This is a genomic window from Rhodococcus mengyinensis, from assembly GCF_048381435.1.
Classification (GTDB): Bacteria; Actinomycetota; Actinomycetes; order Mycobacteriales; family Mycobacteriaceae; genus Rhodococcus_F; species Rhodococcus_F opacus_D.
Genome location: NZ_JBLWIT010000140.1, coordinates 25,452 through 49,936, shown reverse-complemented (window position 1 = coordinate 49,936; position 24,485 = coordinate 25,452). Strand labels below are relative to the sequence as shown.

The 24,485-nt window shown below is 67.6% G+C and carries 26 protein-coding genes; 9 read left to right on the top strand and 17 right to left on the bottom strand.

Annotated features, from left to right (window positions below; all coding sequences use genetic code 11):
• Positions 1–22: 22 nt before the first annotated feature.
• Entirely contained in the window at positions 23–1,141 is a 1,119-nt protein-coding gene (locus ACNJ7E_RS35875; protein ID WP_280783690.1) for a glycoside hydrolase family 183 protein, read from the bottom strand.
• 183 nt (positions 1,142–1,324) lie between these two features.
• A complete protein-coding gene (locus tag ACNJ7E_RS35870) occupies positions 1,325–2,698 on the bottom strand; it encodes an FAD-binding oxidoreductase (protein ID WP_418342109.1) in 1,374 nt (457 codons plus the stop codon).
• Positions 2,699–3,211: 513 nt separating this feature from the next.
• Between ACNJ7E_RS35870 and ACNJ7E_RS35865 the strand changes: the two genes are divergently transcribed.
• Positions 3,212–3,541 (top strand): hypothetical protein, encoded by a 330-nt coding sequence (locus tag ACNJ7E_RS35865; protein WP_011594545.1) that lies wholly within the window; start codon positions 3,212–3,214, stop codon positions 3,539–3,541.
• A gap of 29 nt (positions 3,542–3,570) precedes the next feature.
• Here ACNJ7E_RS35865 and ACNJ7E_RS35860 read toward each other — a convergent pair whose 3' ends face one another.
• Both ACNJ7E_RS35860 and ACNJ7E_RS35855 read right to left on the bottom strand, forming a co-directional pair.
• On the bottom strand, positions 3,571–4,254 hold the full coding sequence (locus ACNJ7E_RS35860; RefSeq protein WP_280783688.1) for a Type 1 glutamine amidotransferase-like domain-containing protein: 684 nt from the start codon (positions 4,252–4,254) through the stop codon (positions 3,571–3,573).
• Between the two features lie 5 nt (positions 4,255–4,259).
• Positions 4,260–5,078: a maleylpyruvate isomerase family mycothiol-dependent enzyme gene (locus ACNJ7E_RS35855; protein ID WP_418342108.1), complete on the bottom strand. Its 819-nt coding sequence runs from the start codon at positions 5,076–5,078 to the stop codon at positions 4,260–4,262.
• 167 nt (positions 5,079–5,245) lie between these two features.
• On the opposite strand from ACNJ7E_RS35855, the gene ACNJ7E_RS35850 reads away from it, so the two are divergent.
• Positions 5,246–6,787: an AMP-binding protein gene (locus ACNJ7E_RS35850; RefSeq protein WP_418342107.1), complete on the top strand. Its 1,542-nt coding sequence runs from the start codon at positions 5,246–5,248 to the stop codon at positions 6,785–6,787.
• Positions 6,788–6,814: 27 nt separating this feature from the next.
• Here ACNJ7E_RS35850 and ACNJ7E_RS35845 read toward each other — a convergent pair whose 3' ends face one another.
• Together ACNJ7E_RS35845 and ACNJ7E_RS35840 are read right to left on the bottom strand one after the other, a co-directional pair.
• Positions 6,815–6,979, bottom strand: coding sequence for a hypothetical protein (locus ACNJ7E_RS35845; RefSeq protein ID WP_280783685.1), 165 nt, complete (start codon positions 6,977–6,979; stop codon positions 6,815–6,817).
• Positions 6,976–7,377 (bottom strand): DUF488 domain-containing protein, encoded by a 402-nt coding sequence (locus ACNJ7E_RS35840; RefSeq protein WP_280783684.1) that lies wholly within the window; start codon positions 7,375–7,377, stop codon positions 6,976–6,978. Before ACNJ7E_RS35840 ends, ACNJ7E_RS35845 begins: the two co-directional genes overlap by 4 nt.
• A 269-nt stretch (positions 7,378–7,646) precedes the next feature.
• Here ACNJ7E_RS35840 and ACNJ7E_RS35835 point away from each other — a divergent pair, with 269 nt between their 5' ends.
• From ACNJ7E_RS35835 to ACNJ7E_RS35825, 3 genes are read left to right on the top strand one after another with little or no spacing between them, the layout of a single operon-like run.
• Positions 7,647–8,759, top strand: a complete 1,113-nt coding sequence (locus ACNJ7E_RS35835; protein WP_280783683.1) for a Re/Si-specific NAD(P)(+) transhydrogenase subunit alpha — start codon at positions 7,647–7,649, stop codon at positions 8,757–8,759.
• Complete coding sequence (locus ACNJ7E_RS35830) at positions 8,760–9,089, top strand: NAD(P) transhydrogenase subunit alpha part 2 (protein WP_271213171.1); 330 nt, start codon at positions 8,760–8,762, stop codon at positions 9,087–9,089.
• Positions 9,089–10,513, top strand: a complete 1,425-nt coding sequence (locus ACNJ7E_RS35825) for an NAD(P)(+) transhydrogenase (Re/Si-specific) subunit beta (RefSeq protein WP_418342106.1) — start codon at positions 9,089–9,091, stop codon at positions 10,511–10,513. The genes ACNJ7E_RS35830 and ACNJ7E_RS35825 overlap by 1 nt, the downstream gene beginning before the upstream one ends.
• Before the next feature lie 67 nt (positions 10,514–10,580).
• On the opposite strand, the gene ACNJ7E_RS35820 is transcribed toward ACNJ7E_RS35825, so the two are convergent.
• The 6 genes from ACNJ7E_RS35820 to ACNJ7E_RS35795 form a co-directional block, all read right to left on the bottom strand.
• On the bottom strand, positions 10,581–11,213 hold the full coding sequence (locus ACNJ7E_RS35820) for a hypothetical protein (RefSeq protein ID WP_418342105.1): 633 nt from the start codon (positions 11,211–11,213) through the stop codon (positions 10,581–10,583).
• An 86-nt stretch (positions 11,214–11,299) separates the two neighbouring features.
• Complete coding sequence (locus ACNJ7E_RS35815) at positions 11,300–12,448, bottom strand: MFS transporter (RefSeq protein ID WP_418342112.1); 1,149 nt, start codon at positions 12,446–12,448, stop codon at positions 11,300–11,302.
• Between the two features lie 61 nt (positions 12,449–12,509).
• Positions 12,510–13,754 (bottom strand): dihydrolipoamide acetyltransferase family protein, encoded by a 1,245-nt coding sequence (locus ACNJ7E_RS35810; RefSeq protein ID WP_418342104.1) that lies wholly within the window; start codon positions 13,752–13,754, stop codon positions 12,510–12,512.
• 30 nt (positions 13,755–13,784) lie between these two features.
• Complete coding sequence (locus ACNJ7E_RS35805) at positions 13,785–14,768, bottom strand: alpha-ketoacid dehydrogenase subunit beta (RefSeq protein WP_280783679.1); 984 nt, start codon at positions 14,766–14,768, stop codon at positions 13,785–13,787.
• Positions 14,765–15,862, bottom strand: coding sequence for a pyruvate dehydrogenase (acetyl-transferring) E1 component subunit alpha (pdhA, locus tag ACNJ7E_RS35800; RefSeq protein ID WP_418342103.1), 1,098 nt, complete (start codon positions 15,860–15,862; stop codon positions 14,765–14,767). The genes ACNJ7E_RS35805 and pdhA overlap by 4 nt, the downstream gene beginning before the upstream one ends.
• A gap of 242 nt (positions 15,863–16,104) precedes the next feature.
• Positions 16,105–16,473, bottom strand: coding sequence for a DoxX family protein (locus tag ACNJ7E_RS35795; protein WP_283335842.1), 369 nt, complete (start codon positions 16,471–16,473; stop codon positions 16,105–16,107).
• A gap of 115 nt (positions 16,474–16,588) precedes the next feature.
• Between ACNJ7E_RS35795 and ACNJ7E_RS35790 the strand changes: the two genes are divergently transcribed.
• The gene (locus ACNJ7E_RS35790) at positions 16,589–17,617 is read left to right on the top strand and encodes a phosphotransferase family protein (protein ID WP_280783676.1); all 1,029 of its coding nucleotides are present in this window, start codon (positions 16,589–16,591) and stop codon (positions 17,615–17,617) included.
• Positions 17,618–17,639: 22 nt separating this feature from the next.
• Here the strand turns inward: ACNJ7E_RS35790 and ACNJ7E_RS35785 are convergent, their stop codons facing one another.
• A complete protein-coding gene (locus ACNJ7E_RS35785; protein ID WP_418342102.1) occupies positions 17,640–18,137 on the bottom strand; it encodes an acyl-CoA thioesterase in 498 nt (165 codons plus the stop codon).
• A 22-nt stretch (positions 18,138–18,159) separates the two neighbouring features.
• Here ACNJ7E_RS35785 and ACNJ7E_RS35780 point away from each other — a divergent pair, with 22 nt between their 5' ends.
• From ACNJ7E_RS35780 to ACNJ7E_RS35770, 3 genes are all read left to right on the top strand, one after another.
• Positions 18,160–19,350 (top strand): benzoate/H(+) symporter BenE family transporter, encoded by a 1,191-nt coding sequence (locus ACNJ7E_RS35780; RefSeq protein ID WP_418342101.1) that lies wholly within the window; start codon positions 18,160–18,162, stop codon positions 19,348–19,350.
• A gap of 7 nt (positions 19,351–19,357) precedes the next feature.
• Positions 19,358–19,867 (top strand): O-acetyl-ADP-ribose deacetylase, encoded by a 510-nt coding sequence (locus ACNJ7E_RS35775; RefSeq protein ID WP_418342100.1) that lies wholly within the window; start codon positions 19,358–19,360, stop codon positions 19,865–19,867.
• Positions 19,868–19,963: 96 nt separating this feature from the next.
• A complete protein-coding gene (locus ACNJ7E_RS35770; protein WP_280783674.1) occupies positions 19,964–21,217 on the top strand; it encodes a cation:proton antiporter in 1,254 nt (417 codons plus the stop codon).
• 41 nt (positions 21,218–21,258) lie between these two features.
• Here ACNJ7E_RS35770 and ACNJ7E_RS35765 read toward each other — a convergent pair whose 3' ends face one another.
• Genes ACNJ7E_RS35765 through uraD form a run of 4 tightly spaced genes read right to left on the bottom strand, consistent with a single transcriptional unit; the run spans position 21,259 to position 24,449 of the window.
• Entirely contained in the window at positions 21,259–22,692 is a 1,434-nt protein-coding gene (locus tag ACNJ7E_RS35765) for a nucleobase:cation symporter-2 family protein (RefSeq protein ID WP_280783673.1), read from the bottom strand.
• A gap of 10 nt (positions 22,693–22,702) precedes the next feature.
• Positions 22,703–23,596 carry a factor-independent urate hydroxylase gene (pucL, locus tag ACNJ7E_RS35760; protein WP_280783672.1) on the bottom strand — a complete coding sequence of 298 codons (894 nt, stop codon included), beginning with the start codon at positions 23,594–23,596 and terminating at the stop codon, positions 22,703–22,705.
• Positions 23,597–23,598: 2 nt separating this feature from the next.
• The gene (uraH, locus tag ACNJ7E_RS35755) at positions 23,599–23,943 is read right to left on the bottom strand and encodes a hydroxyisourate hydrolase (RefSeq protein ID WP_280783671.1); all 345 of its coding nucleotides are present in this window, start codon (positions 23,941–23,943) and stop codon (positions 23,599–23,601) included.
• Positions 23,940–24,449: a 2-oxo-4-hydroxy-4-carboxy-5-ureidoimidazoline decarboxylase gene (uraD, locus tag ACNJ7E_RS35750; protein WP_280783670.1), complete on the bottom strand. Its 510-nt coding sequence runs from the start codon at positions 24,447–24,449 to the stop codon at positions 23,940–23,942. The genes uraH and uraD overlap by 4 nt, the downstream gene beginning before the upstream one ends.
• Between the last annotated feature and the right edge of the window lie 36 nt (positions 24,450–24,485).

Sequence of the window (24,485 nt, the reverse complement as noted above, 5' to 3'; positions counted from 1 at the left end):
CGCTGTCACTCGCAGATTACCGTCAGTCCGCGAGGTTGGTGCGCAGCAGCATGACGTTGTAGTCCGACCAGGTGGTGGCCAGGAAATACAGATCGGATCCCTGCGACCACGGGTGCATGTACGCACCGTACAGCTCCGGCACGTCCCGGCTGCTCACCAGCACCTCGGGTTCGCTCCAGCCGGATTCGAGGTGGTCGGACCGGCGCATGACCACCGAATTGCCGGCATCGGTGTACATCGCCACGAACTGACCGAGGTACTGGTTGAACTGCACCGACAACTCGCTGACGGGTCCGGGGATGACCGGTGCGGCGACGGTGGCGTTGGCCTTCACCCACGCCTTGCCGTCCCAGTACTCGTACAGCGTGAGGTTCCGGATGTCCGCTTCCTTCACCCGCGACAGCCGGGCGTCGCCGGATCGACCCGACGGCGTGCCGAACGCGTAGACGAATCCGTCGTGCTTGACGTACGAGCCCATCTGGAAGTTCTCGGCGCCCGTACCCGGGACGTTGGGCCGCAGCGTCAGAGGGTCGGTGACCCAGTTCTCGCCGTTGTCCACGGAGTACGCGATGCCGGACGCGTTGGTGTCCCACTCGCCGGGGGCGCCCCAGCTCCGCACGGACATGTAGTTGATGTACTGCGTCGCCCCGGGACCCTCACCGACCGAGATGCCGGTGGTGGGGATGACGGTCTGCTCCACACCCGGGATCTTCTTGCTCTGGATGATCTCCTTGGAATGGTTCGGGGTATCGACCGGGGAATTGTCGATGCGCATCCCGTCGGTGAGGTCCTTGTCGGAGCTGCGCAACAGGATGTTGCTGCGCCAGTCGCCGACAAGACCGCACAGCGGGTTGTCGCTCAGCCCGACGGTGTCACCGAACGCGGTGAGGATCTCACCGCCGCCGTTGTCCCACATGATGCCGAGGTCGGTGCCGAGCACCCGGAACCTGCCGATCGTGTCGTTGGAGCTGCGCGGCCCGGTGATGTGCGCGATAGCCTGAGTTTTGCCACGCAGTTCGGGAAGGCGACCGTCACTTCCGTTGAGCCAGGGAATGGGGTTGATGCCCTGGTTGGAGCCGCTCGATCCGAGGCTGCCGGTTCCGCCGAGGCACGGCGCCGCCGTCGCTACGGGGGGCGTCATCGTGAAAAACGTGCAGGTAGAAGCAAGTAAGGCGGGCATCGCCAGGGAGGCGACACGGCGGAGTCTGGTCACGAGCGCACCTCTCTGCGAGGAATCGAGTCGGGTCCGGTCACGCTAGCAATACCTCACCTGCCACACCAGCCCCTTGGGTAACCATTGGGTATCGCATCCCGGACTGTGTAGCTACAGAATCGCTCCGGGGTTGAGGATCCCCAGTGGGTCCAGTGCGTTCTTGATCCGATGCGTCAATTCCATGACGTCCTCGCCCAACTGGTCGGGCAGCCAGGCCTTCTTCAGCCGGCCCACGCCGTGCTCGCCGGTGATCGTGCCGCCGAGAGAGATTGCGAGGTCCATGATCTCGCCGAAGGCGAGGTGGGCACGCTCGGCCATCGCGGCGTCCTCGGGGTCGAACACGATGAGCGGGTGCGTGTTTCCGTCGCCCGCGTGCGCGATCACCGCCACCATCACGTCACGCTCGCGGGAGATGGCAGCGATTCCCTCCACCAGCGCAGGCAGTTTCGGGAGCGGGACCCCGACGTCCTCGAGGAGCAGGCTGCCGAGTCTCTCGACCGCGGGGATCGCGAATCGTCTTGCCGCGGCGAAGGCTTCGCCCTCCTCGGGGTCGTCGGTGGTGAATACCTCGGACGCGCCGTTCACCGTGCACGCGTCCGCCATCACGGAAATCTCTTCGGCCGCAATCGCACCGGGCGCGTCCGAGCGGGCGATGAGCATCGCCTCCGCCGTCCGGTCCAGGCCCATCTTCAGCGCGTCCTCGACGGCGCCGATCGAGGCGCGGTCCATGAATTCGAGCATCGACGGCCGCAACGTGCGGGTGATGGCCAGCACCGTGTCGGCGGCGGCCTGGACGGAGGCGAACGACGCGACGAGGGTGCTCGACGGCGGCTGGGCCGGGATCAGCCTCAGCGTCGCCTCCGTGACGATGCCGAGGGTTCCCTCGCTCCCGACGAACAGCTTGGTCAGCGACAGGCCGGCCACGTCCTTCAGTCGCGGCCCGCCCAGGCGCACGTCCGTCCCGTCCGCCAGGACCACGCGCAGCGCGAGGACGTAGTCGGTGGTGACGCCGTACTTGACGCAGCACAGGCCGCCGGCGTTGGTCGCGACGTTGCCGCCGATCGAGCACATCTCGAACGACGACGGATCCGGTGGGTACCAGAGTCCGTGCTCGGCGGCCGCGGCCTTGACCTCCGCGTTGAGCAGTCCCGGTTCGACGACGGCGATCCGTGTCACCGGGTCCACCTCGATCCGGCGCATGCGCTCGGTGCTGACCACCACGCACCCCGCCACGGCGGTGGCGCCGCCGCTGAGCCCGGATCCCGCCCCGCGTGGGATCACGGGGACCCGGTGCTCGGTCGCCCAGCGCATCACCACCTGGACTTCCTCGGTGGTCGCGGGGCGGGCGACGGCGAGGGGGAGGACGGCATCGGGGTCGCGCGCCCAGTCCTGGCGATAGGAGACCAGGATGTCCGGATCGGTGACGAGACACCCCTGGGGGAGCGCGGCGGCGAGCGTCGCGAGTGCGTCGTCGGTGACCGTCATCGTGACTCCTGAAATGCGGGTGTCGGGCGCCCCGACGGTAACCCAGCGGGCCGCGGGTGTCCTCGAATTGGTCAGACGTCCAACTGAACCGATTCCGACCGGCTTGTACGGATATCGCTCCAACCTGGACGTTCGGCTTGGAAGTGAGACCCTAATAGTCCATCTGTTAGTTACTTACGCGTAGGAGTCTCACGATGTGGGATCAGGGGGGTGAATTTTTTCCGGGGTTCCGGCGATGGGGTATGCAACCGGGTCCGGAGGAGAAAATGCAGGTAGGGGCGTCCCGCGAACCGCGAGGAACCGGACGAATCGGGTGTAACACAGGTCACATTCGTCACTCCGTTACCGGATCGTATCGACCAGGCAATGCAAAAACTCACTTCTACGGGTTAGCGTCTTGCATCGTCAAACACCGGCGAGGCGTTACACCCAAACGGAGATTCTCACGAAATGTGAGCTAGAACACGGTTGGGGCCGGGTTTTGCCGCACCGACCCTGGAAGGACCCGCACCGATGAATGCACTCCACCGAGATCCCAGCAGCTACATCTCCGCGATGTTCTCGTACGAGTTCCTCGACGGTGGTATCGACTACGATTCCATCGAACAGATCCACCGTGGCGAGTTCGACGAATGGATCTTCGCACTGGCCGGTTCGGGGTTGTTCACCAACGAGGAAGTTCGGTCCATGGTGCAGGAATGGCGCCTGAACCCGAAGACCCTCCTGAACACGCTCCTCGCCGACGCGGACGAAGTCACCGCCAAGCGCTGCGAGGTCACCTGGGCCGCACTCGACCGCGTCGCCCCGTTCACTCCGTCCGTGCCGGTCGCCGTCTTCGGCTGAAGGTCTTCCCGTCGCAGGGCTCGCCGTCGTCACACGAGTTCGGTTCGATCTCCGTTCACGACGATCGCCTGATCGTCCGTCAAAGTGCGGTACTCGATGCCGGCGAGCCTCAAAGCGGTGACAGTGCGCCGAACGGCTGCCGCGTCCTCCAAGGGGACGGCGTCTTCGGCCCCTGGAAGCTCCGCAGGCGGGTGATGCGGCACGATCGCGAAGCCCACCACGCCCAGACCGTCCCAGAGCGGCTCCATGCCGCAGGTGGCGACCACCTCCGCCGGGTCATCGGAGGAGTCGAGACCGTGCAGCGTCGGAGTCATCACACACGCCCCCGCGCTGTAGCCGGCGTACACCAGCGAATCGCTCAGCAGTAGGTCCGGGATCACCCGGTCCGCCCCGCTCCGGGCCATCTGCGCGCGCAACACGAACGTGTTCCCACCGCGCACCCACAGCATGCCGAACCCCGCCAGCCGCTCCCTCAGCGCGGCCGAATGCGCGTGCCCGTCGCTGCCGATGTAGTCGCGCAGATCCACCTCTTCCGGGGTGAAGCCCAGCCGCGTCAGCGGCATCACGTCACTCACCACCGCGGACGTCCGCGCCGTCCGCGGCCACGCGTCCGCGGCCGCAGCGATCACCCCCACACGCCCCGGGCGGCCGACGAGCGCCAGCAGCGGCGCGGGATCCGCACCGAACCGATACGAAGACAGGAACAGGCGCACCGCGGTCAGATCGTGAACGCGAGGTTGTCGACGATCCTCTTGCCCACGGCGGTGTCGCCGCTCAACGCGATCTCGTCGCGGTGATCGGCCGCCGTCGTCCGGCCGCCCGCCAACCGGGTGAACAGCCGGGAGTCGAGAGTCACGGTCGCGGTGGCCTCGGACGGCAGTGCGTCGACCACCGCGGCTCTGCCGTCGACGGCGACGTGAATGTTCCGCGCGAGCGGTCCAGTCAGCTCCAGGGTGATCCGCGACCCGTCCGGGGCCTTACCGCGCTTGCCGACGAGGAACGCGACAGCGCCCGCGATCTCCTCGAACGCCGTCTCCCCGCGCAGGCCGCCCTCGTCGCCGGGCAGCGCGAGGGCGTCGCGCAGGTCGAGCTCGTGCATCCAGCAGTCGAACACGCGGATGCGCATGAACCGGAGGTAGGGAGCCGGACCGACCGGTGTGGTGGTCTCGGCCTCGAACGCCTCGTCGGTCATCTCGCTCAGCTCCGACCGCCTGCGGGCCACGATCACCCGGAAACGCTCGAGCATCTCGGGGCCGGAGCAGCCCCGCAGCCCTTCGACCCACTCTTCGTTGAACGCACCGATCGCGTTGCGCACGTGCGCGAGGCCGCGGACGTCGATACTGGTGTGCGGTGCGGAGATTCCGGCGAGGAGCGACTCCGTGCCGATGAGATGCGCGGTCACGTCGTGGACGGTCCAGCCCGGCAACGCGGTGGGCGTGAACCACGCATCGCCGGACAACGTGGACAGCACGTCGTCGAGTACGTCCCATTCCTCGAACAACGCGTCGAGGATCGGTTCCTTCTGCAGGCCATTCACGGGTGGTAACCCTCCTTTTGCCTCAACTCTAGGACCTCCCGCCGACGCGTCCGAGGGTTTTCGCCGCGGGCAGACGAATGCGCCGGTGACGGCGTCGAAGGCCTCCCCGTCCCGGGTTCGGTGTGGTAGACCGATGGTGAGAATCTCCATTAACAAAAGGAGTGCGGATGTTCCCTGGAAACTTCGTGGCGACCACCCCGGACAAGCCCGCTGTCATTCGTCCCTCGACGGGGGAGCAGCTGACCTACCGGGAGCTGGACGAGCGGTCCACCCGCCTCGCGCGGCACCTGCGTTCGCTCGGCCTGAAGGTCGGCGACCACCTGGCGCTCGTGTCGAGCAACGACCTCCGGGTTCTCGAGGTGTACTGGGCGGCGCTGCGATCCGGGCTGTACATCACCGTGGTGAACTGGCATCTCACCCCGGAGGAAGCCGGTTACGTCGTGGACGACTGCGGAGCCGAGGTGCTCATCGTGTCCGCCGATGCGGGCGGCGCCGTGCCGCGCGAGGAGAATCAGCTGCCCCGCATTCGTCACCGTCTCGTGTACGGCGGCGAACTCGACGGATTCGACAGCTACGACGACGCCGTGGCGGCGCAGTCGGCCGAACCGCTCGATTCGCAGCCCCGCGGGCAGGACATGCTGTACTCCTCGGGCACCACCGGCAGGCCCAAGGGGATCAAACCCGCTCTGCCCGAGGGCGAGGTGGACACCACCACGGATCCGTACACCGCCGTGTTCGCCCCGATGTACGGATTCGATTCCGACACCGTCTATCTGTGCCCCGCACCCCTGTATCACGCAGCGCCGCTGCGCTTCTGCGGCACCATCACGTCCGTCGGCGGCACGATCGTCCTGATGGACCGCTTCGAAGCCGAGGAGGCGCTGCGGCTCATCGAGGAGTACCGGGTGACCCACAGCCAGTGGGTCCCGACGATGTTCGTCCGGATGCTCAAGCTGCCCAAGGACGTTCGCGACAAGTTCGACGTGTCGAGTCTGAAGGTGGCGATCCACGCGGCGGCGCCGTGCCCGCCCGACGTGAAGCGTTCGATGATCGAGTGGTGGGGCCCGGTGATCCACGAGTACTACGCGTCCACCGAAGGCGCCGGTGCCACGTTCATCGACAGCGCCCAGGCCCTCGCGAAGCCGGGATCGGTCGGCCACGACGGGGTCATGGGCATCGTCCACATCTGCGACGACAACGGTGCGGACGTACCCGTCGGTGACATCGGGACCGTCTACTGGGAGAGGGAGGAACGGCCGTTCGAGTATCACAACGACCCGGCCAAGACCGAATCCGCGACGCACCCCGACCATCCGACGTGGACTACGAGCGGCGACATCGGGTACATCGACTCCGACCGCTTCCTCTATCTCACCGACCGCGCCGCGTTCATGATCATCTCGGGTGGGGTGAACATCTACCCGCAGGAGTCGGAGAATGTTCTCACGATGCATCCCAAGGTGTTCGACGTCGCGGTGATCGGCGTGCCCGACGAGGAGATGGGCGAACAGGTCAAAGCCGTCGTGCAACTCGTCGAGGGGGTGGAGCCGTCCGATGCCGTCGCCCGCGAATTACTCGACTACGTGCGCGACCGGGTGAGTCACTTCAAGGCGCCGCGCAGCATCGACTTCTCCGACGACCTGCCGCGCACGCCCACGGGCAAACTGGTCAAGCACAAACTCCGTGCCCGGTACCTGAACGCCGGCTGAATTCCGGCACGTCACCTGTCCTGCACGTCACCTGTCTCGCGCCGCCCCGCAGCGCGGGCAGGTGCCCGCGGTGTGGTCGGTGAGGAACAACCCGCAGTCGGGGCACACGCGGTCGAGCCAGCAGACGGGGTCGCCGCCGAGGTCGTCGTCCGGTTCGGTGATGGGCGCGGCGTCGTCGCGGTGGGCGGTCACAACCGATCCAGCATGTATTCGGCGAGCACCTCGGCGTGACTGTGGCTGACGTCCTTCGTCGCGGTCAGGAGAACGATCGGCCGCCCCTGCGCGAGTTCCTGCACCCGCGCGACGGCCTTCCGTCCGCTCGGCGAGTCGAGCTCGTGGACGTACCGCTCGCGGAACTCGCTGAATGCGGCGACGTCGTGCGAGTACCAGTGACGCAGCTCCGTCGACGGTGCGAGGTCCTTGGCCCAGTCGTCGAAATGGAACGCGTCCTTGCGGAGCCCCCGCGGCCACAGCCGGTCCACGAACAGTCGGAGTCCGTCGCCCTCGGTCGGATGGTCGTAGACCCGCTCGACGACGACCGGTGGATTCGCGGTGACGTCCTCCGCGCTCCGTTCCTTCGGTGTGCTCATGGCCGAACCTCCGCTTCCGTGCGGCTGTCTACCGTCAGACTACGACGAAACACCCTGTGACCGGGTTCACAAACGAGCAGAAAGATCTGTGAGAACGACTGTTCGGACTCGATTCAGACGCCTACCCACGGACTTCTCTGTTCCCTACGTCACGCTTTCTCTGGCTACTATCAGCTAACTCAGTCGAGTCGGGGGAAATATTTCCGCTCATCATCGGTTGATCGCCGCTCGTCGCGGCACACACACCATCTACCGCAGGAAGTCGATACATGGATACATCGCAGAGCGCGTCCACTGCGCGCCCGACGGTCGGCGTCGTTCGGGAGTCGAACGACGGTGAGCGTCGGGTCGCGTTGGTGCCGAAGATCGTGGCGTCGTTGATCGCCAAGGGCGTCGACGTGGTGGTCGAGTCGGGTGCCGGTTTGGGCGCGCTGATCCCGGACGAGTTGTACAAATTGGCAGGAGCCGCCATTGCCGACCCGTGGTCGGCGGACGTGATCGTCAAGGTCGCGCCGCCATCGGACGAGGAAGTGGGCCGGTTGCATGCCGGGCAGACCCTGATCGGGTTCCTCGCCCCCCGCAACCAGGACAATCAGGTCGCCGCGCTGAAGGCGGCGGGGGTGCAGGCGTTCGCGGTGGAGGCGATCCCGCGTATTTCCCGCGCCCAGGTGATGGACGCGTTGTCCTCGCAGGCGAACGTGTCCGGGTACAAGTCGGTGCTGCTCGCGGCGTCGGAGTCGACCCGGTTCTTCCCGATGCTCACCACCGCCGCCGGCACCGTCAAGCCGGCCACGGTGCTGGTGCTCGGTGTCGGTGTCGCCGGCCTGCAGGCCCTGGCCACGGCGAAGCGTCTCGGGGGCCGGGCCACCGGCTACGACGTGCGCCCGGAGGTCGCCGACCAGGTCCGCTCGGTCGGTGCGCAGTGGCTCGATCTGGGGATCGACGCCGCCGGTGAGGGCGGCTACGCCCGCGAGCTGACCGAGGAGGAGCGGGCGCAGCAGCAGCAGGCGCTCGAGGACGCGATCAAGGGCTTCGACGTGGTCATTACCACCGCGCTGGTGCCGGGCCGTCCGGCGCCGCGCCTGGTGACCGCGGCCGCGGTGGAGGGCATGAAGCCCGGCTCCGTGGTGGTCGACCTGGCCGGTGAGACCGGCGGTAACTGCGAGCTCACCGAGCCCGGTCAGACCGTGGTCAAGCACGGGGTGACGATCTGCTCGCCGCTGAACCTGCCCGCCAGCATGCCCGAGCACGCGTCGGAGCTGTACTCGAAGAACATCTCCGCGCTGCTCGAGTTGATGCTCGTCGACGGGGCGCTGGCCCCCGATTTCTCGGACGAGGTCCTCGCCGCGTCCTGCGTCACCCGTGAGGAGGGTGTGTCCTAGATGTACACCGAATTGTTGGCGAACATCGCGATCCTGGTGTTGTCCGGGTTCGTGGGGTTCGCGGTGATCTCCAAGGTCCCGAACACGTTGCACACCCCGCTGATGTCGGGCACGAACGCCATCCACGGCATCGTCGTGTTGGGTGCGCTGGTGGTGCTCGGCAAGGTCGAGGACCCGCCGTGGGGGCTGCAGGTGATCCTGTTCGTGGCCCTGGTCTTCGGAACGATCAACGTGGTCGGTGGTTTCGTGGTCACCGACCGGATGCTGGCGATGTTCAAGTCCAAGCCCACCGCCCCCGTTGTTGTTGTTGAGAAGGGTGGGGACCGGTAATGGAGTACCTCGTCAACGTTCTGTACATCGTGGCGTTCGCGATGTTCATCTACGGTCTGATGGGCCTGACCGGCCCGAAGACCGCGGTCCGCGGTAACCAGATCGCCGCGGTCGGGATGGGTGTCGCGGTGGTCGCGACGTTGATCGCGATCCGGGACACCTCCAACTGGGTGCTGATCGTCGCCGGTCTGGTGATCGGTGTGGTGTTGGGGGTGCCGCCGGCGTTGCGGACGAAGATGACCGCGATGCCGCAGCTGGTGGCCCTCTTCAACGGTGTCGGTGGCGGCACGGTCGCGTTGATCGCGTACGCCGAGTTCCTGGACTCGGACGGGTTCACCGCGTTTCAGCACGGTGAGTCGCCGACGGTGCACATCGTCATCGCGTCGTTGTTCGCGGCGATCATCGGGTCGATCTCGTTCTGGGGTTCGGTGATCGCGTTCTTGAAGCTGCAGGAAACGTTGCCGGGCCGGCCGATCGGCATCGGCAAGCTGCAGCAACCGCTCAATGCGGTGCTGCTGATCGGGGCCGTCGCATTGGCGGTGGCCATCGGGGTCAAGGCGATCGATCCGACCGGACCCACGTCGCAGTGGTGGATCGTGGGGGTGCTGGTGCTGGCGGCGGTGCTCGGGTTGATGGTGGTGCTGCCGATCGGCGGCGCCGACATGCCCGTGGTGATTTCGCTGCTGAACGCGTTGACGGGTCTGTCCGCGGCGGCCGCCGGTCTGGCGCTCAATAATCAGGCGATGATCGTGGCCGGCATGATCGTCGGTGCGTCGGGTTCGATCCTGACCAACCTGATGGCGAAGGCGATGAACCGGTCCATCCCGGCGATCGTGGCCGGCGGGTTCGGTGGCGGCGGTGTCGCGGCGGCGGTCGGGGACGGGACCGTGAAGACGGCGAAGTCGACCTCGGCGGCGGATGCGGCGATCCAGATGGCGTACGCCAACCAGGTGATCGTGGTCCCCGGCTACGGGTTGGCCGTGGCGCAGGCCCAGCACGCGGTCAAGGACATGGCCAAGATGCTCGAGTCGAAGGGGGTGGAGGTCAAGTACGCCATTCACCCGGTGGCGGGCCGGATGCCCGGGCACATGAACGTGCTGCTCGCCGAGGCCGACGTCGAGTACGACGCGATGAAGGAAATGGACGACATCAACGACGAGTTCGCCCGCACCGACGTCACCCTGGTGATCGGTGCGAACGATGTCACCAACCCCGCCGCCCGCAACGACCCGTCGTCGCCGATCCACGGGATGCCCATCTTGAATGTGGATCAGTCGAAGTCGGTGATCGTGCTCAAGCGGTCGATGAACTCCGGCTTCGCCGGCATCGACAACCCGCTGTTCTTCGCGGACACCACCTCCATGCTCTTCGGGGACGCGAAGAAGTCGGTCTCCGAGGTCACCGAGGAACTCAAGGCCCTGTAGGCCCTCCGGGCCCGTGCGCCTTTTTGGTAGCACCAGCTACCAGAAAGGCGCACGGGCGCGAAGCGCCTCAGAGGCGCAGACTGCCGCGGTGCCGGGAGAAGGCGATGGCCGCGGTGTCGGGCCGTCGCTCTTCACGCTCGGCGGCGACGGGGGAGTACAGCATCAGGGTGGACGCCAGCGCCCACCAGATCGCCAAGATCATCAGGCCGGCGGCGAGGCCGAAGATGCCGATCGGTTCGATCAGCGCGGCGGCCCCCGCGACACCGAGGACGACGGCGAAACCCAGGCCCGCGATGACTGGCCGGAACCGCGGCGCCGACACCAGCAGCGCCGAACCGTACAGCGCGGTGACGGCGACGACGTGCCCGCTCGGCAGGAGCACCGACGGTGCATCCGATTCCCATGCCCGGACTGCGGCGCTGGTGAGATTCGCGCCGATACACAGCAGCAGTACCGCACCCATGCCGTACGAAAGTTTTCGCATCGCCGCGACGATGGCGAGGACGACGGTCGCCGCGAGCACCGTGGTGACGTCGATCGCCTGGATCACAGGATCGGCGACGGGTCGGAGTGCCTCAGGGAGGACGAGACCCGACGATTCGGGGCGGATGAGGTACAGCGCGAACAGTGCCGCCACACCCGCCGCAGCGAAGGCGAGGCGACGAAGACTGCGACGCAGCCTGCTAGTCGATTCGGTCACGACACACAGTGTGCCAACCGACGCTGAACGATCGATGAGAGGCCGCTGTGAGGTCGGTGAACGGTCCTGTTCGTGCGGCGAGCGTGTCAGGTGCGCCGGACCGCCCCCGCGAACGTGGCGGCCACGAGCACGCAGACCAGGGGCACCACCATCGCGACGGTGAGCGGAACCACCTGGGTGATCCAGCCGATGGTGGCCGGGCCGGCGAGGAATCCGACGTACCCCAGCCCGACCACCCGGGACATGTTGGTGCCCGCGGAGCCCGCGCCGAGGTTCCCCGCGGCGGTGAAGATCTGCGGGACGCAACCCGACAACCCGAGGCCGAACAGCGCCCAGCCCAGAACGGTGAGCGGGAGCAGCCCGGAGACGACGACGAGCAGCATTCCGAGGGCGGCGATCAGGGTGCCGTAGCGGACGACGGCGACGGGACCGAGCGCGCCGCTCACACGGTCCGCGGTGAACCGGCCCACCGTCATCATCACAGAGAAGGCTCCGAACGCGAGGGCGGCGACGGAATCGGACGTTCCGAGGTGTTCCTTGACCTGCAGGGTGCTCCAGTCGTTCGCGACACCCTCCGACAGCATGAGGACGAAGGCGATGCCACCGAGCGCGAGGACCCGGGTGGACAGCCGGCCCTGTGCCTTCTCGGCGGGAGCGGTGTCGTGCCGAGAGCGGGGACGGTCCGCCATCAGCCACCGCGAGCCCGCGGCGACGGTGACGACCCCGACAGCCCCGGCGACCAGCAACGCCGTCACGGGTGCCCACCCGGCGGCGAGCGTCGCCGCTCCGAGCAGCGATCCTGCCACCCCGCCGACGGAGAACAGGGCGTGGAACGCCGACATGATCGGCCGTCCGTACCGCTGCTCGACTTCGACGGCCTGCGAGTTCATCGACACGTCCAGTGCGCCGTTGGCGAAGCCGAACACGAGCAGGGCGAGACCGAGTTGCCAGGCCGCGGACGCCAGCCCTGGGCCCACGGTGGCGGCCGACAGGAGGAGTCCGGCGATGATCACCATGCGCCTGCTGCCGAACCGGTCGGCCAGTGGACCGCTGACCTGCATGCCGCCGATCGCGCCGACCGCGAGCAGGAGCAGCAGCGAACCCAGCGTGGAGTGGCTGATGCCGGTCCGGTCCTCGATCGCCGGAATGTGCACGACCCACATGCCGAGCAGGAACCCGTTGATCCCGAAGATCCCGAACGTTCCCGCACGAGCCCGGCGGAGCGGCTCGGTCACTGGTGGACGCGTGTCGACCGCGGACGCTCGGGAAGTGCTCACCGACCAAACGTACCGAGGATCAGAGGTGCGCGAGCAGTGAGGCGGGATCGTGCAGCATCGCCGCGACGGACGACAGGAACCTCGACCCCTGCTCGCCGTCGACCACCCGGTGATCGAACGACACGCTCAGGGTGGTGACCCACCGCACCGCGAGTTCGTCCTCGTGCACCCACGGTCGCCTGGTGACGCTGCCCAGGCAGAGGATGGCCGATTCGCCGGGGTTGAGGATGGGTGTGCCCGCGTCGACACCGAACACTCCGACGTTGGTGATCGACACGGTGCCGCCGGTCAGCTGCGCGGGTTCGGCTCTGCCGCTGCGCGCGGTCGCGGTCAGTTCGGTGATCGCGCGGCACAGTTCGAGCAGGCTCAGCGACTGCGCCTCCTTGATGTTGGGGACGACCAGACCGCGGGGCGTGGCCGCGGCGATGCCGAGGTTGACGTAGTGCTTGGTGACGATCTCCTGGTTCTCCTCGTCCCACGAGGCGTTGAGGCTCGGGTTCTCGCGCAGCGCGACGATCATCGCCTTCGCGACCAGGCTCAGTGGTGTCACCGACAGTCCCTCGAAAGCGGGGAGGTCACGCAGGCGGTCGAGCAGTTCCACCGACCGGGTCACGTCGACGGTCACGAATTCGGTGACGTGCGGGGCGGTGAACGCGCTGCGGACCATCGCCGCCGCGGTCTGCTTCCGGACGCTGCGGATCGGGGTGCGGGTCTCGCGCTCCGGCGGCTCCGGCGAGCCCGGTGTCGACGGCACGGACTGCCCGGCCGAACCCGCGTGGGATTCGACGTCGTTCCGGGTGACGGCGCCGGACGGCCCCGTCCCCGCGACAGCGGCGAGCTCGACCCCGAGTTCACGTGCGGCCGCCCGGGCTGCCGGCGAGGCATCGGGGCGCCGACGGTCCGGGCCGGACGTGCCGGTTTCCGGAGCGGTCGCCAGCTTCCGCCGGGCCCGTTTGCTCTCGGCGGCGGCCTCGGGCCCGTACCCCACCAGAACGGGCGTGCGCGCGGGAGGTTCCTCGGTGGCCGCATCCGTCGCGATCCGGATGATCGGCGTCCCGACCGGCACTGTCGCGCCAGCCGGAACCAGCAGTTCCTCCACGACACCCGCGTACGGCGAAGGCAACTCGACGAGCGCCTTCGCTGTCTCGACCTCTCCGATCACCTGATTGAGTTCGATCGTCTGGCCCACCTCGACGGCCCAGGAGACCAACTCGGCCTCCGTCAGCCCCTCACCGAGATCGGGTAGGCGGAATTCCTGCGCCAACGGACGGCTCCTCTCCTCCGATGGGTGCGATCAGGCCGCGAGGCTGCGATCGACCGCGTCGAGCAGGCGGTCGGCGTCCGGCAGATGGTGCAGTTCCAGTTTCGCCGGGGGATACGGAACGTCGAATCCGCCGACCCTCAGGACCGGCGCGTCCAGCTGGTAGAAGCACCGCTCGGAAATGCGGGCGGCGATCTCCGCGCCCAGGCCGAGGAACGTCGACGCCTCGTGCGCGACGACGAGTCTTCGGGTCTTGCGAACCGACTCCTCGATGGTGTCGAAGTCGATCGGCGCGAGGGAGCGCAGGTCGATCACCTCGAGCGAGTGCCCCTCGTCGGCGGCGATGGACGCGGCCGACAGGGCCGTCGGCACGACGGAACCGTACGCGACGATGGTGGCGTCCGTGCCCTCCCTGGCCACCCGGGCCCGATGCAGCGGCAGGTCCGGTTCGGCGTGCACGTCGAACTCGGCCTTGTCCCAGTACCGCCGCTTCGGTTCGAAGAACACCACCGGGTCGTCCGCCGCGACGGACTGCTGGATCATGTGGAACGCGTCCGCCGGGTTGCTGGGAGTCACGACGCGCAGTCCGGCGGTGTGAGCGAAGTACGCCTCCGGCGACTCCGAATGGTGCTCGACCGCGCCGATGCCGCCGCCGTACGGGATCCGGATCGTGAGGGGCGCGGTGACCCGGCCCTGCGTGCGGTAGTGAATCTTGGCCACCTGGGACACGATCTGGTCGAACGCGGGGTAGACGAAGCCGTCGAACTGGATCTCGCAGACGGGCCGGTAGCCGCGCAGGGCCATGCCGAACGCGGCGCCGATGATTCCGGATTCCGCGAGTGGGGTGTCGATGACCCGGTTGTCGCCGAAATCCTTCTGCAGGGTGTCGGTGACGCGGAAGACCCCGCCGAGGCGTCCGACGTCCTCACCCATGATCACGACCTTGCGGTCGTGTTCGAGGGCGCGCCGGAGGCCTGCGTTGAGTGCGGCGCCGAGCGACAGTGTGGTGGTGGTCATGACAGTGCCTCCTCGATGCCTGCGAAGCCCGCGAGGTACGCGGCGTACTGCTCGCGTTCCTCGTCGATGAGTGGGTGGGCGGTGGAATACACGTGCTCGAACAGGTCGAGCGGCTCCGGATCGGGAGCGCCGATGGTCCCGGACCGCAGTCGCGCCGCGACGTCGTCGGCGGTGGCCTGCACCCCGGCGAGGAACGTGTCGTCGAGCAGGCCCTCCCGGTCGAGGAGGCGCCTCACCCGGTCGATCGGGTCGCGGGCCTTCCAGACCTCGGTCTCGGCTGCCGCCCGATACCGGGTGGGATCGTCCGACGTGGTGTGGGGGCCCATCCGGTACGTGACGGCCTCGATGAACGTCGGCCCACTGCCTTCGCGCGCCCGCTGAGTGGCCTGGCGGGTGACCGCGAGGACCGCGAGAACGTCGTTGCCGTCCACTCGGAGGGCGGGCATGCCGTACCCGGCGGCGCGCTGCGCGATGGGGACCGGACTCTGCAGGTGGACCGGTTCGCTGATCGCGAACTGGTTGTTCTGGCAGAAGAATACGACCGGCGCGTTGAAGCTCATCGAGAAGCCGAGGGCCTCGGCGAGGTCGCCCTGACTGGTGGCGCCGTCGCCGAAATAGGCGATCGTCGCGATCTCCGCGCCGTCCAGGTGGGCGCCCATGGCGTAGCCGGTGGCGTGCAGCCCCTGGGAGCCGACGACGATCGCGGGATTCGTCACGTTCACGGCACTCGGATCCCATGCGGAATGGGCGCATCCCCTCCACATGCGGGTCATCACCCCCGGGTCCACGCCCCGGCAGTAGGCGACGGCGTGTTCGCGGTAGCTGATGAACGCGTAGTCGTCGGGGCGGAGGGCGCGGGCGGAGCCGACCTGTGCGGCTTCCTGCCCGAGCATGGGGGCCCAGAGTCCCAGTTCGCCCTGGCGTTGCAGGGCGACCGCTTCGACATCCATCCGACGCGCGACCACGAGGTCCTCGTAGAGGCCGCGCAGTTGGTCGGGTCCGATGTCGCGGACCAGGCTCGTGTAGTCGGGTCTGAAGACCCGTCGGCCGTCCGGCTGGATGAGCTGGACCGGATAGGCAATCTTGTCGACCATCGGGGTCACCTCGCGTTGTCGAGTCCGTGAACCTTGTGGGTTCGTAGGAGACGGGTACTGCGGCAGGACAAGTGTGTGTCCTACTTCACAGCATCCACGGGAACGCGAAGTGCGCAAGTGGCACCGCCGGCTTCGGGCAGAATGCCCATTTTCAGGGGGTCGGGAGGTGTCATGCTGTGTCTAATGACCAATTCGGACACAGCCGACGCCAGGTTGTTGCTGCAAGGGTCCGAGGACCCGGATCACCCCGCGAACACGAACCCGATCGAGGCGAGGACGGCCAGCACCGCGAGGTACACCGCGGGCATCGCGACGGCCCGGGTGTCGGGGTTGCCGTAGTCGCCGTGCCGGACGTGAAAGCCGATTGCGCACAGGAGGAGAATCAGCAGCGCCACCGCCGCGATCACTCCCAGTGGAGTCCAGTAGAGGCCGACGAGAACGCCGACACCCCCGGCGAGTTCCGCCACGCCGATCAGCCGCACCTGCTGCCCGCTCAGGCCCCGGGATTGCAACCCCGTCCACGCGGTTCCCTTCAGCCTCAGCTTGGGAATGCTCACGGCGACGGCACTCACGGCGAGGAGCACGCCGCACACGATGAGGAAAACTTCCACGTCGGTCCCTCCAGTTCCGGCCGAATCGGCCTCACTGTTGCCACCCTAGGGCCGCGACCTGCGGTGCGGACCGGTTCCCTCCGCATCGGGCTTCCGAGCGGTTAGCATCGAGCGCGTGAATGCTGTGGGGCTGAACGAAGATGCCGTTTCTGCGTGGATTGCCGGACTCGGCGTGGGAGCGATCGCGCCGCTGAGCTTCGAGAGGATCGGGAACGGTCAGTCGAATCTCACGTACGCGGTCAGCGACGCGGGTGGTGGTCGGTGGGTGCTGCGGCGGCCACCGCTCGGACATCTGCTCGCGTCGGCGCACGACGTGGTCCGCGAACATCGGATTCTGTCCTCTCTGCAGGGATCCGACGTTCCGGTGCCGAAGATCCTCGGGCTCACCGACGATCCGGAGGTCACGGACGCGCCGCTCGTGCTGATGAGTTACGTCGCGGGGGTGGTGATCGACAGTATCGGCGTGGCGAAGAAGCTGACACCCGAACAGCGGAATGCCGTCGGACTGGCGATGCCGAAGGCTCTCGCGAAGATCCATGCGGTCGATCTCGGGGACGCCGGGCTGGAGGATCTGGCCAGTCACAAGCCGTACGCGGCAAGGCAGTTGAACCGCTGGACGGATCAGTGGGAGAAGTCCCGCACCCGCGACGTGCCCGCGATCGAGGACCTGGCGGGCATCCTCGAGCGCAACATGCCGGAGCAGACCGAACTGTCGTTGGTGCACGGTGATTTTCACCTGAGCAACGTCATCACCTCGCCCGAGGAAGGTGAGGTGGTCGCAGTGGTCGACTGGGAACTGTGCACGCTGGGCGACCCCCTCGCCGACGTCGGCGCATTGCTGGCCTACTGGCCCGAGGCGGGCGACGAGGACGCCGGACCGTTCCCTGCCTCCACTCTGGAGGGATTCCCCACCCGGGCCGACCTCGTGGAGGCCTACGTCCACCACACGAAACGCGATGTCACGCATGTCGGGTACTGGCACGTGCTGGCGTTGTGGAAGTTGGCGATCATCGCCGAAGGCGTCCTGCGCCGGGTGATCGACGACCCCCGGAACAAGGCCGAGACCGGTGCGCCCACGGTCGCGCTGATCGACGGCATCATCGCCCGGGCGGTGGCCACGGCGGAGGCTGAGGGACTGCGCTGAACCGCCTGGTCGTGCCGGACGTTCAGACGGCGTCCGGCGCCACCAGAAGGGTTGCAGCGCTCCGGATTTTGGCAGGAATCGGCACCGGTCGCCGGGTCTTCGCGTCCACGTACACGTGCACGAAACGGCCGAGAGCAGCGAGTTCGAGCGCGTCGTCGTTCTCGCGGAAGATCGCGAGCGCATACACGATGCTCCGGGTGCCCAGCTTCTCGACGGACAACCCCACCTGCAGACGGTCCGGGAACGTCAGCTCGCTGACGTACTTGCAGGACGTCTCGGCGACCACGCCGATGGCGGACAGATCGCGGATGTCGGTGCCCGTCGTCGCGATCAGCCAGCCGTTGACGGCCGTGTCGAAGTACGAGTAGTACGTGACGTTGTTGACGTGCCCGTAGTGGTCGTTGTCGGCCCAACGGGTCGGCACCGGCCACAGGGCGGGGAAGTCGGCGGCCGTCGGCAGTGCGGGGGCGTCGTCGTGTTTCACCGTGCCGACCCTAATGCCACGGATCCCCCGGACCATGCGTCGGGCAGAATCGCGTCCTATGTCTGTGCCCGACAGCGATGTGCGCTCACCCGATTCCGCCGCCCAGCCGATCAGCGCCGGAATCGTCACCGCCCTGGTGGGCTTCACCAGTTCGTTCGCGGTCGTACTCACCGGACTGACGGCGGTGGGAGCGAACTCCGCCCAGGCCGCGTCGGGACTGCTGGCGTTGTGTGTGACGCAGGCGCTGGGCATGCTGTGGATGTCGCGGCACTACCGCATGCCGATCACGCTGGCGTGGTCGACGCCGGGCGCCGCTCTCCTCGCCGGTGCGGGGACGGTGAGCGGCGGCTGGCCGGCCGCGGTCGGGGCGTTCGTCGTCGTGGGGGCGGCGGTGATCCTCACGGGACTGTGGCCGCGGCTGGGACGGCTCATCGCGGCCATCCCGTCGGCGTTGGCGCAGGCGATGCTCGCGGGGGTGCTACTGCCGCTTTGCCTGGCGCCGGTGCTGGCGCTGCGTGACGCTCCGATGGCCGTCGCACCCGTGATTCTCGTGTGGCTGGTCCTGCAGCGGTACTCGCCGCGGTGGGCGGTGCCGGCCGCGTTCGCGGCTGCCGCAGTGGTGATCGCGATCGGTCTCGCCTCCGGCAGCGACGGGCTGGACACCAGCGCGCTCCTGCCGAGACTCGACGTCACCGCACCGGCCTGGACGTGGCAGGCGATGATCGGGATCGCGATCCCGCTGTACATCGTGACGATGGCGTCCCAGAACATCCCCGGGACCGCCGTCATGAATTCGTTCGGCTACCGGGTGCCGTGGCGGCCGGCCATGCTGGTGACCGGAGTCGGGACCCTGGTGGGCGCGCCCGCCGGTGGACACGCCATCAACCTCGCCGCCATCAGCGCCGCCCTCGCCGCCGCACCGTCCGCACACCCCGATCCCAAAAAGCGCTGGGTCGCGGCCTTCACGGCAGGCTGGGCCTACCTGGTGCTCGCCGCCTGTTCCGCCGCGGTGGCCACGCTCATCGCCGCGGCACCTGAGGGCGTCGTGGAGGCGGTCGCCGGTCTCGCGCTCCTCGGCACCCTCGGCGGGGCACTGGCCTCCGCCCTCGACGACGTCCGCGAACGGGAAGGCGCCGTCGTCACCTTCCTGATCGCCGCGTCGGGGGTGAGCATCCTCGGCATCGGGTCCGCGTTCTGGGCGCTGGTCGCCGGACTGATCGTGCGGGTCGCGGTGAGCTCGCGGCGATAATGGGGTGATGACCACCATCGAGGTAGTGCAGGGTGACATCACGACGGTCGAGGTCGACGCCATTGTCAACGCCGCCAACTCCGGTCTGCTCGGCGGTGGTGGCGTGGACGGCGCCATCCACCGGGCCGGTGGCCCCGAGATCCTCGCCGAATGCAGGCAGCTGCGGGCCACCACACTGCAGGACGGGCTCCTGGCGGGGCAGGCGGTCGCGACGACGGCGGGCCGGTTGCCGGCTCGATGGGTGATCCACACGGTCGGCCCCGTGTACTCCGCGTCGGACGATCGGTCGGCCACCCTGCGCAGCGCCTACACCAGCAGCCTGGCGGTGGCCTCCGATCTCGGCGCGCAGTCCGTCGCGTTCCCGCTGATCTCGTCCGGGGTGTACGGCTGGCCCGCGGACGACGCCGTCCGGCAGGCGGTCGGTGCCGTCCGTGAGTCGGACGCCGGAATCCCCCGGGTGCTGTTCGTGGCGTTCGACGCGCGAATGGCGTCCCTGCTGCGGGGTGAGGTGGGGTGACGGCGCTGGTTCGGATTCGCGCACGGGGGTAACCGGAGGCGACCGGACTGGATCTTCCCCACGCGGAGGCGGTGGACCGCGCTGAACACCGATTTCGTGTATCTCACGGCAGGACTGGCTCTTCTGCTGGCCGCCACCGTTCCGCGCCTGTTCCAGGACCGTGCCGTCTCGGCGCCGCTGATCGTCCTGGCGGTCGGGGCCGGCGGCGGCCTGCTGCTCGGCGAGTCGGGCACGGATACCCTGTCGCCGGCACTGCATCCGGCTGTGACGGAGCACCTGAGTGAAACCTGCGTCATCGTCGCCCTGATGGGTGTGGGACTGGCGATCGACAGGCCTCTGGGCTGGCGGACGTGGAATTCGACGTGGCGCCTGCTGCTCATCGCGATGCCTCTCGGAATCGCCGCTGTCGCGCTGCTCGGCTGGTGGGTGGCGGCACTGACCCCCGCCGTAGCGATCCTGCTCGGGGCCGTCCTCGCGCCCACCGACCCGGTTCTGGCGTCCGACGTGCAGGTGGAGGGTCCCACCTCGGGCGGTGAGTCCCATCGGGAGGACGACGAGGTCCGGTTCGCGCTCACCTCGGAGGCCGGGCTCAACGACGCTCTCGCTTTCCCGTTCGTGTATCTGGCGCTGTTCATGATCGGCAAGGGACCGATCGAGCAGTGGATCGTGCAGTGGGTGGCCTGGGAGCTGATCGGCAAGGTCGTCATCGGCGCGGCCCTGGGGTGGATTGCCGGTGATCTGTTCGGCCGCGCGGTCTTCCGCTTCCCGATCACACACATGCGCCTCGCCGAACGCAGCGAACCGATCTTCGCGCTCGCCGCCACGTTCGCCGTGTACGGACTCACCGAACTGGCCGGGGGATACGGCTTTCTCGCCGTCTTCGCCTGCGCCGTCGCGATCCGTCGGACGGAGCGGGCCCACGACTACCACGCCGAGATGCACAGCCTGATCGAGCAACTCGAACACGTGCTCACCCTCGCCGTCCTGCTCCTGCTGGGGGTGGCGCTCACCTCCGGTCTGCTGACCGGACTGACGTGGGGCGGGGTTCTCGTCGCGGCAGCCCTCGTGTTCGTCATCCGGCCGATGGTGGGATGGCTTTCGCTTCTGGGCTGCGAGGAAATGTCCGGGCCCGAGCGCCGGGTCACCGCGTTCTTCGGGGTTCGCGGAATCGGATCGATCTACTATCTCGCCTACGCCGCTGCGGAAGCCGGCGTGGACGACGAGAAATGGTTGTGGTCGACGGTGGCCTTCACCGTCGTCCTCTCCGTCCTCGTTCACGGGGTGAGTGCGACACGGGTGATGCGCCTGCTCGATCTTCGCAGGGAGGGCGGTGCAGTCGCGGACCGGTAGCGTCGCGACCGCACCGCCCGACCAGGGGGTGGCCTGTCTGTTTACTCATTGCGCACGGCGGAGGTGCGCGCCGTGTCTGCCGGGTGCTCCGAGTCCTCGGCTGGGTGGACGAGGACGGGCGGCGCCGCCGAGACCACCGAGGGAGTGGGCCGGTTGCCGGCCTTGATCTCGTTGAACAGGATGTTGAGCAGCACCGCGACGATGCTGGCCGCGCTGATTCCCGAGTCGAAGACGATGTGCACCCATTCCGGGAAGGCCGCGTAGAACTCGGGCACCGCGATCGGAATGACCCCGAATCCGAGGGCCACCGCAACGATCACCAGGTTGAGGTTGCCGTCGTACGACACCTTGGACAGTGTCCGGATTCCACTCGCGGCCACCGAACCGAAGAGGACGATCCCCGCACCGCCGAGGACGGGCAGCGGCACGGACGCCACCAGTCGCCCCAGGACGGGGAACAGTCCGAGAGCGAACAGAACTGAACCTCCGGCCGCGACAACGTATCTGCTCTTGATTCCGGTGATCGCGACCAGCCCGACGTTCTGAGCGAACGCGCTGGCCGGGAACGTGCCGAACACCGGTGCCACGGTGGTGGCGAGCATGTCGGCGCGAAGACCGTCGCCCACCCGGCGGGCGTCGACTTTCGTTTCCACGATCTCGCCGACGGCCAGGATGTCCGCCGTCGTCTCGGTCATGATCACGAGGATCACCACCGTCATCGAGATGATCGCGCCGATCTGGAACAGGGGAGTGCCGAACGAGAACACCTGCGGCAGTTCGAAGATCGCGCCCTTTCCGACGGCACCGAAGTCGGCCTTGCCGATCAGCGCGGCGAACAGGGTTCCCACGACGATGCCGATCAGGATCGACAACCGCGACAGGGTTCCCTGCACCAGCCGGCTCACCAGCAACACGATGAACAGGCTGAACCCGGCGAGTCCGATATTGGACATCGACCCCCAGTCCGGAGCCTTGGCGTTGCCGCCCATCGCCCAGCGCACCGCGACCGGAAGGAGGGAGATGCCGATGACCGTGATGATCGATCCGGTGACGACCGGCGGGAAGTAGCGCACGATCCTGCAGAAGAACGGGCTGATCAACAGCCCGATCGCACCGGCGACCATGATGGCTCCGAACACCGAGCGCAGTCCGCCCGGACCGCTGGCCACCGCCACCATCGTGGACACCGAGGCAAAGGAAATGCCCTGAACGAGGGGAAGTTTTGCCCCGAAATACGGAACGCCGAGGGTCTGCAGCAGTGTGGCCGCACCGCTGACGAACAAAGCCGCCGACACGAGCAGTCCGATCTCGACGCCGGTCAGTCCGGCGGCGCCGCCGACGATCAGGGGAGGCGCGATCACGCCGCCGTACATCGTCAGGATGTGCTGCAAACCGTAGACATACGACTTTCCGAGCGGCAAACGCTCGTCCTCGGGTCCGGGAGTTCCGGCAACCCGGTGTCCGATCCGCTTCATCGCCGCGCTCCTAGCAGAATCCGGGAACGGAATCCCAGGCGCGGCCGGCGTCGGGAGCGTCCTCGCGCTCGACGGTCGCCTCGATCAACCCGTAGGGGCGGTCGGCCGCGAAGAACACCTCGCCGGGGTTGTCGAGTCCGAACGGTTCCAGGTCGACGAGGAAGTGGTGTTTGTTCGGCATCGAGAACTTCACCTCGGCGATCTCGGGGTGCGCCTCGAGTACCGCCGAACCCATCTGGAACAGGGACTGCTGCAGCGCGAGCGAATGCGTCGTGGCGAAGGCCTCCAGCATGATTGCCCGCACGTTCTCGAAGGTCTTGTCGAAGTCGACGTCGGTGGTGAGGTACCGCCACCGGGCGCTCACCGACGTCGCGAGGATCCGGTCGGACGTCTCCTGCAGCGTGGTGTACTTGTCCTTCGGGTAGCCTCGGAACTCCGAGCCCGTCGACTTCAACACCACCATGTTGCTGAGACCGGACACGATCCACGTCCGATCGCCGTCGATGGTGACCACGGTGTTTCGCCGTTCGTCGCTCGATCGGACGAAGGAATGGTCGTGGCCCTCGCCGTCGACCGGGATCCGCGCCCACGAGTACTGCTCGATCTCCCACCGGCCGCCGGTGATCCACTCGAATTCCCCCGTGAAGTGCTGTCCGAGCCGCATGGCGAACGTCTCGATCGAGCCGACGCCGTCGCGGGCGAACGCGTACACCGTGTTCTTCTGGGTGTCCGTGGCCACGACGTGCGCGTTGTCGCCGTCGGTGTGCACCGCGTCGAGGTCGCCGCGCAGTTGCGACGTCACGGTGACGTCTTCGATCTCGTGTCGCTTCGTGTCCCGGGTGATCTTGACCAACCGGACTTCTGCCTTGCCGTACTGGTTCTGGCCGAGCACGATCTTGCTCATGATTAGCTCCCTCGGTAGGTCGAGTATGCGAACGGGCTGAGAAGGACTGGTACGTGGTAGTGCTGTTCGCTGTCGGTCAGCGCGAACGTGATGGTGATGTCGGGGTAGAACGCCGGACGTCCCTTCGAGGCGAAATAGCGTCCGGTGTCGAAGACGATCCGGTAGGTGCCCGGCTCGAGTCGGGCGGGACCCAGGGTCGTGACGCGTCCGTCGTCGTCGGTGACGGCCTCGGCCACGGTGATCCAGTCGGACTGCCGCTGGACCGTCAGCGTGACCGGCACCTCCCGCGCGGGCATGCCTTCGGCCGCATCCAGCACGTGGGTGGTGACCTGGCTGATCTCGCTCATGCGTCCAGCATCCCGGCGAGCCGACGTGCGGCGATGTCGCGCAGTTCCTCTGCGACAACGGCTAATTCGCTGTCCTCGTCGTTGAGGAGCCGGCGGTCGAGTGCGGTGAGGATGTCGGACGTGCTGCGGCCGGCGGCGCGGACGAGGAAGACCCGGCCGAACTTGTCCTCGTAGGCGCGGTTGCCGTCGGTGAGCCGCTTCTGCGCCGCCGCATCGGACGAATCGACGTTCGACTGCTCCGAGCGTGCCAGGTGCGCCTGGGCGTCGTCGCCTCCCGGGGGTTCACCGATTCGGGGATGGTGCGCGAGGGCTTGCTCGATCTCGTCCGCGGAGAGCGGTCCCGAGCCCGACCTGGCGGCGGTGAGAAGTGAGGCGCGATCGGTGTACGGCCGGGCGGACACGAGTTCGTCTGCCCACCGGGGAATATCCAGGCAGATTCGCGCCAGTTCCGTTGCCTCGGAGTGTGAAGCCTCGTTGAATCGTTGGAGTCCTGCATCGAGATCCATGCGACCCTTCTTCCACAATGCGAAATAATGATTCCG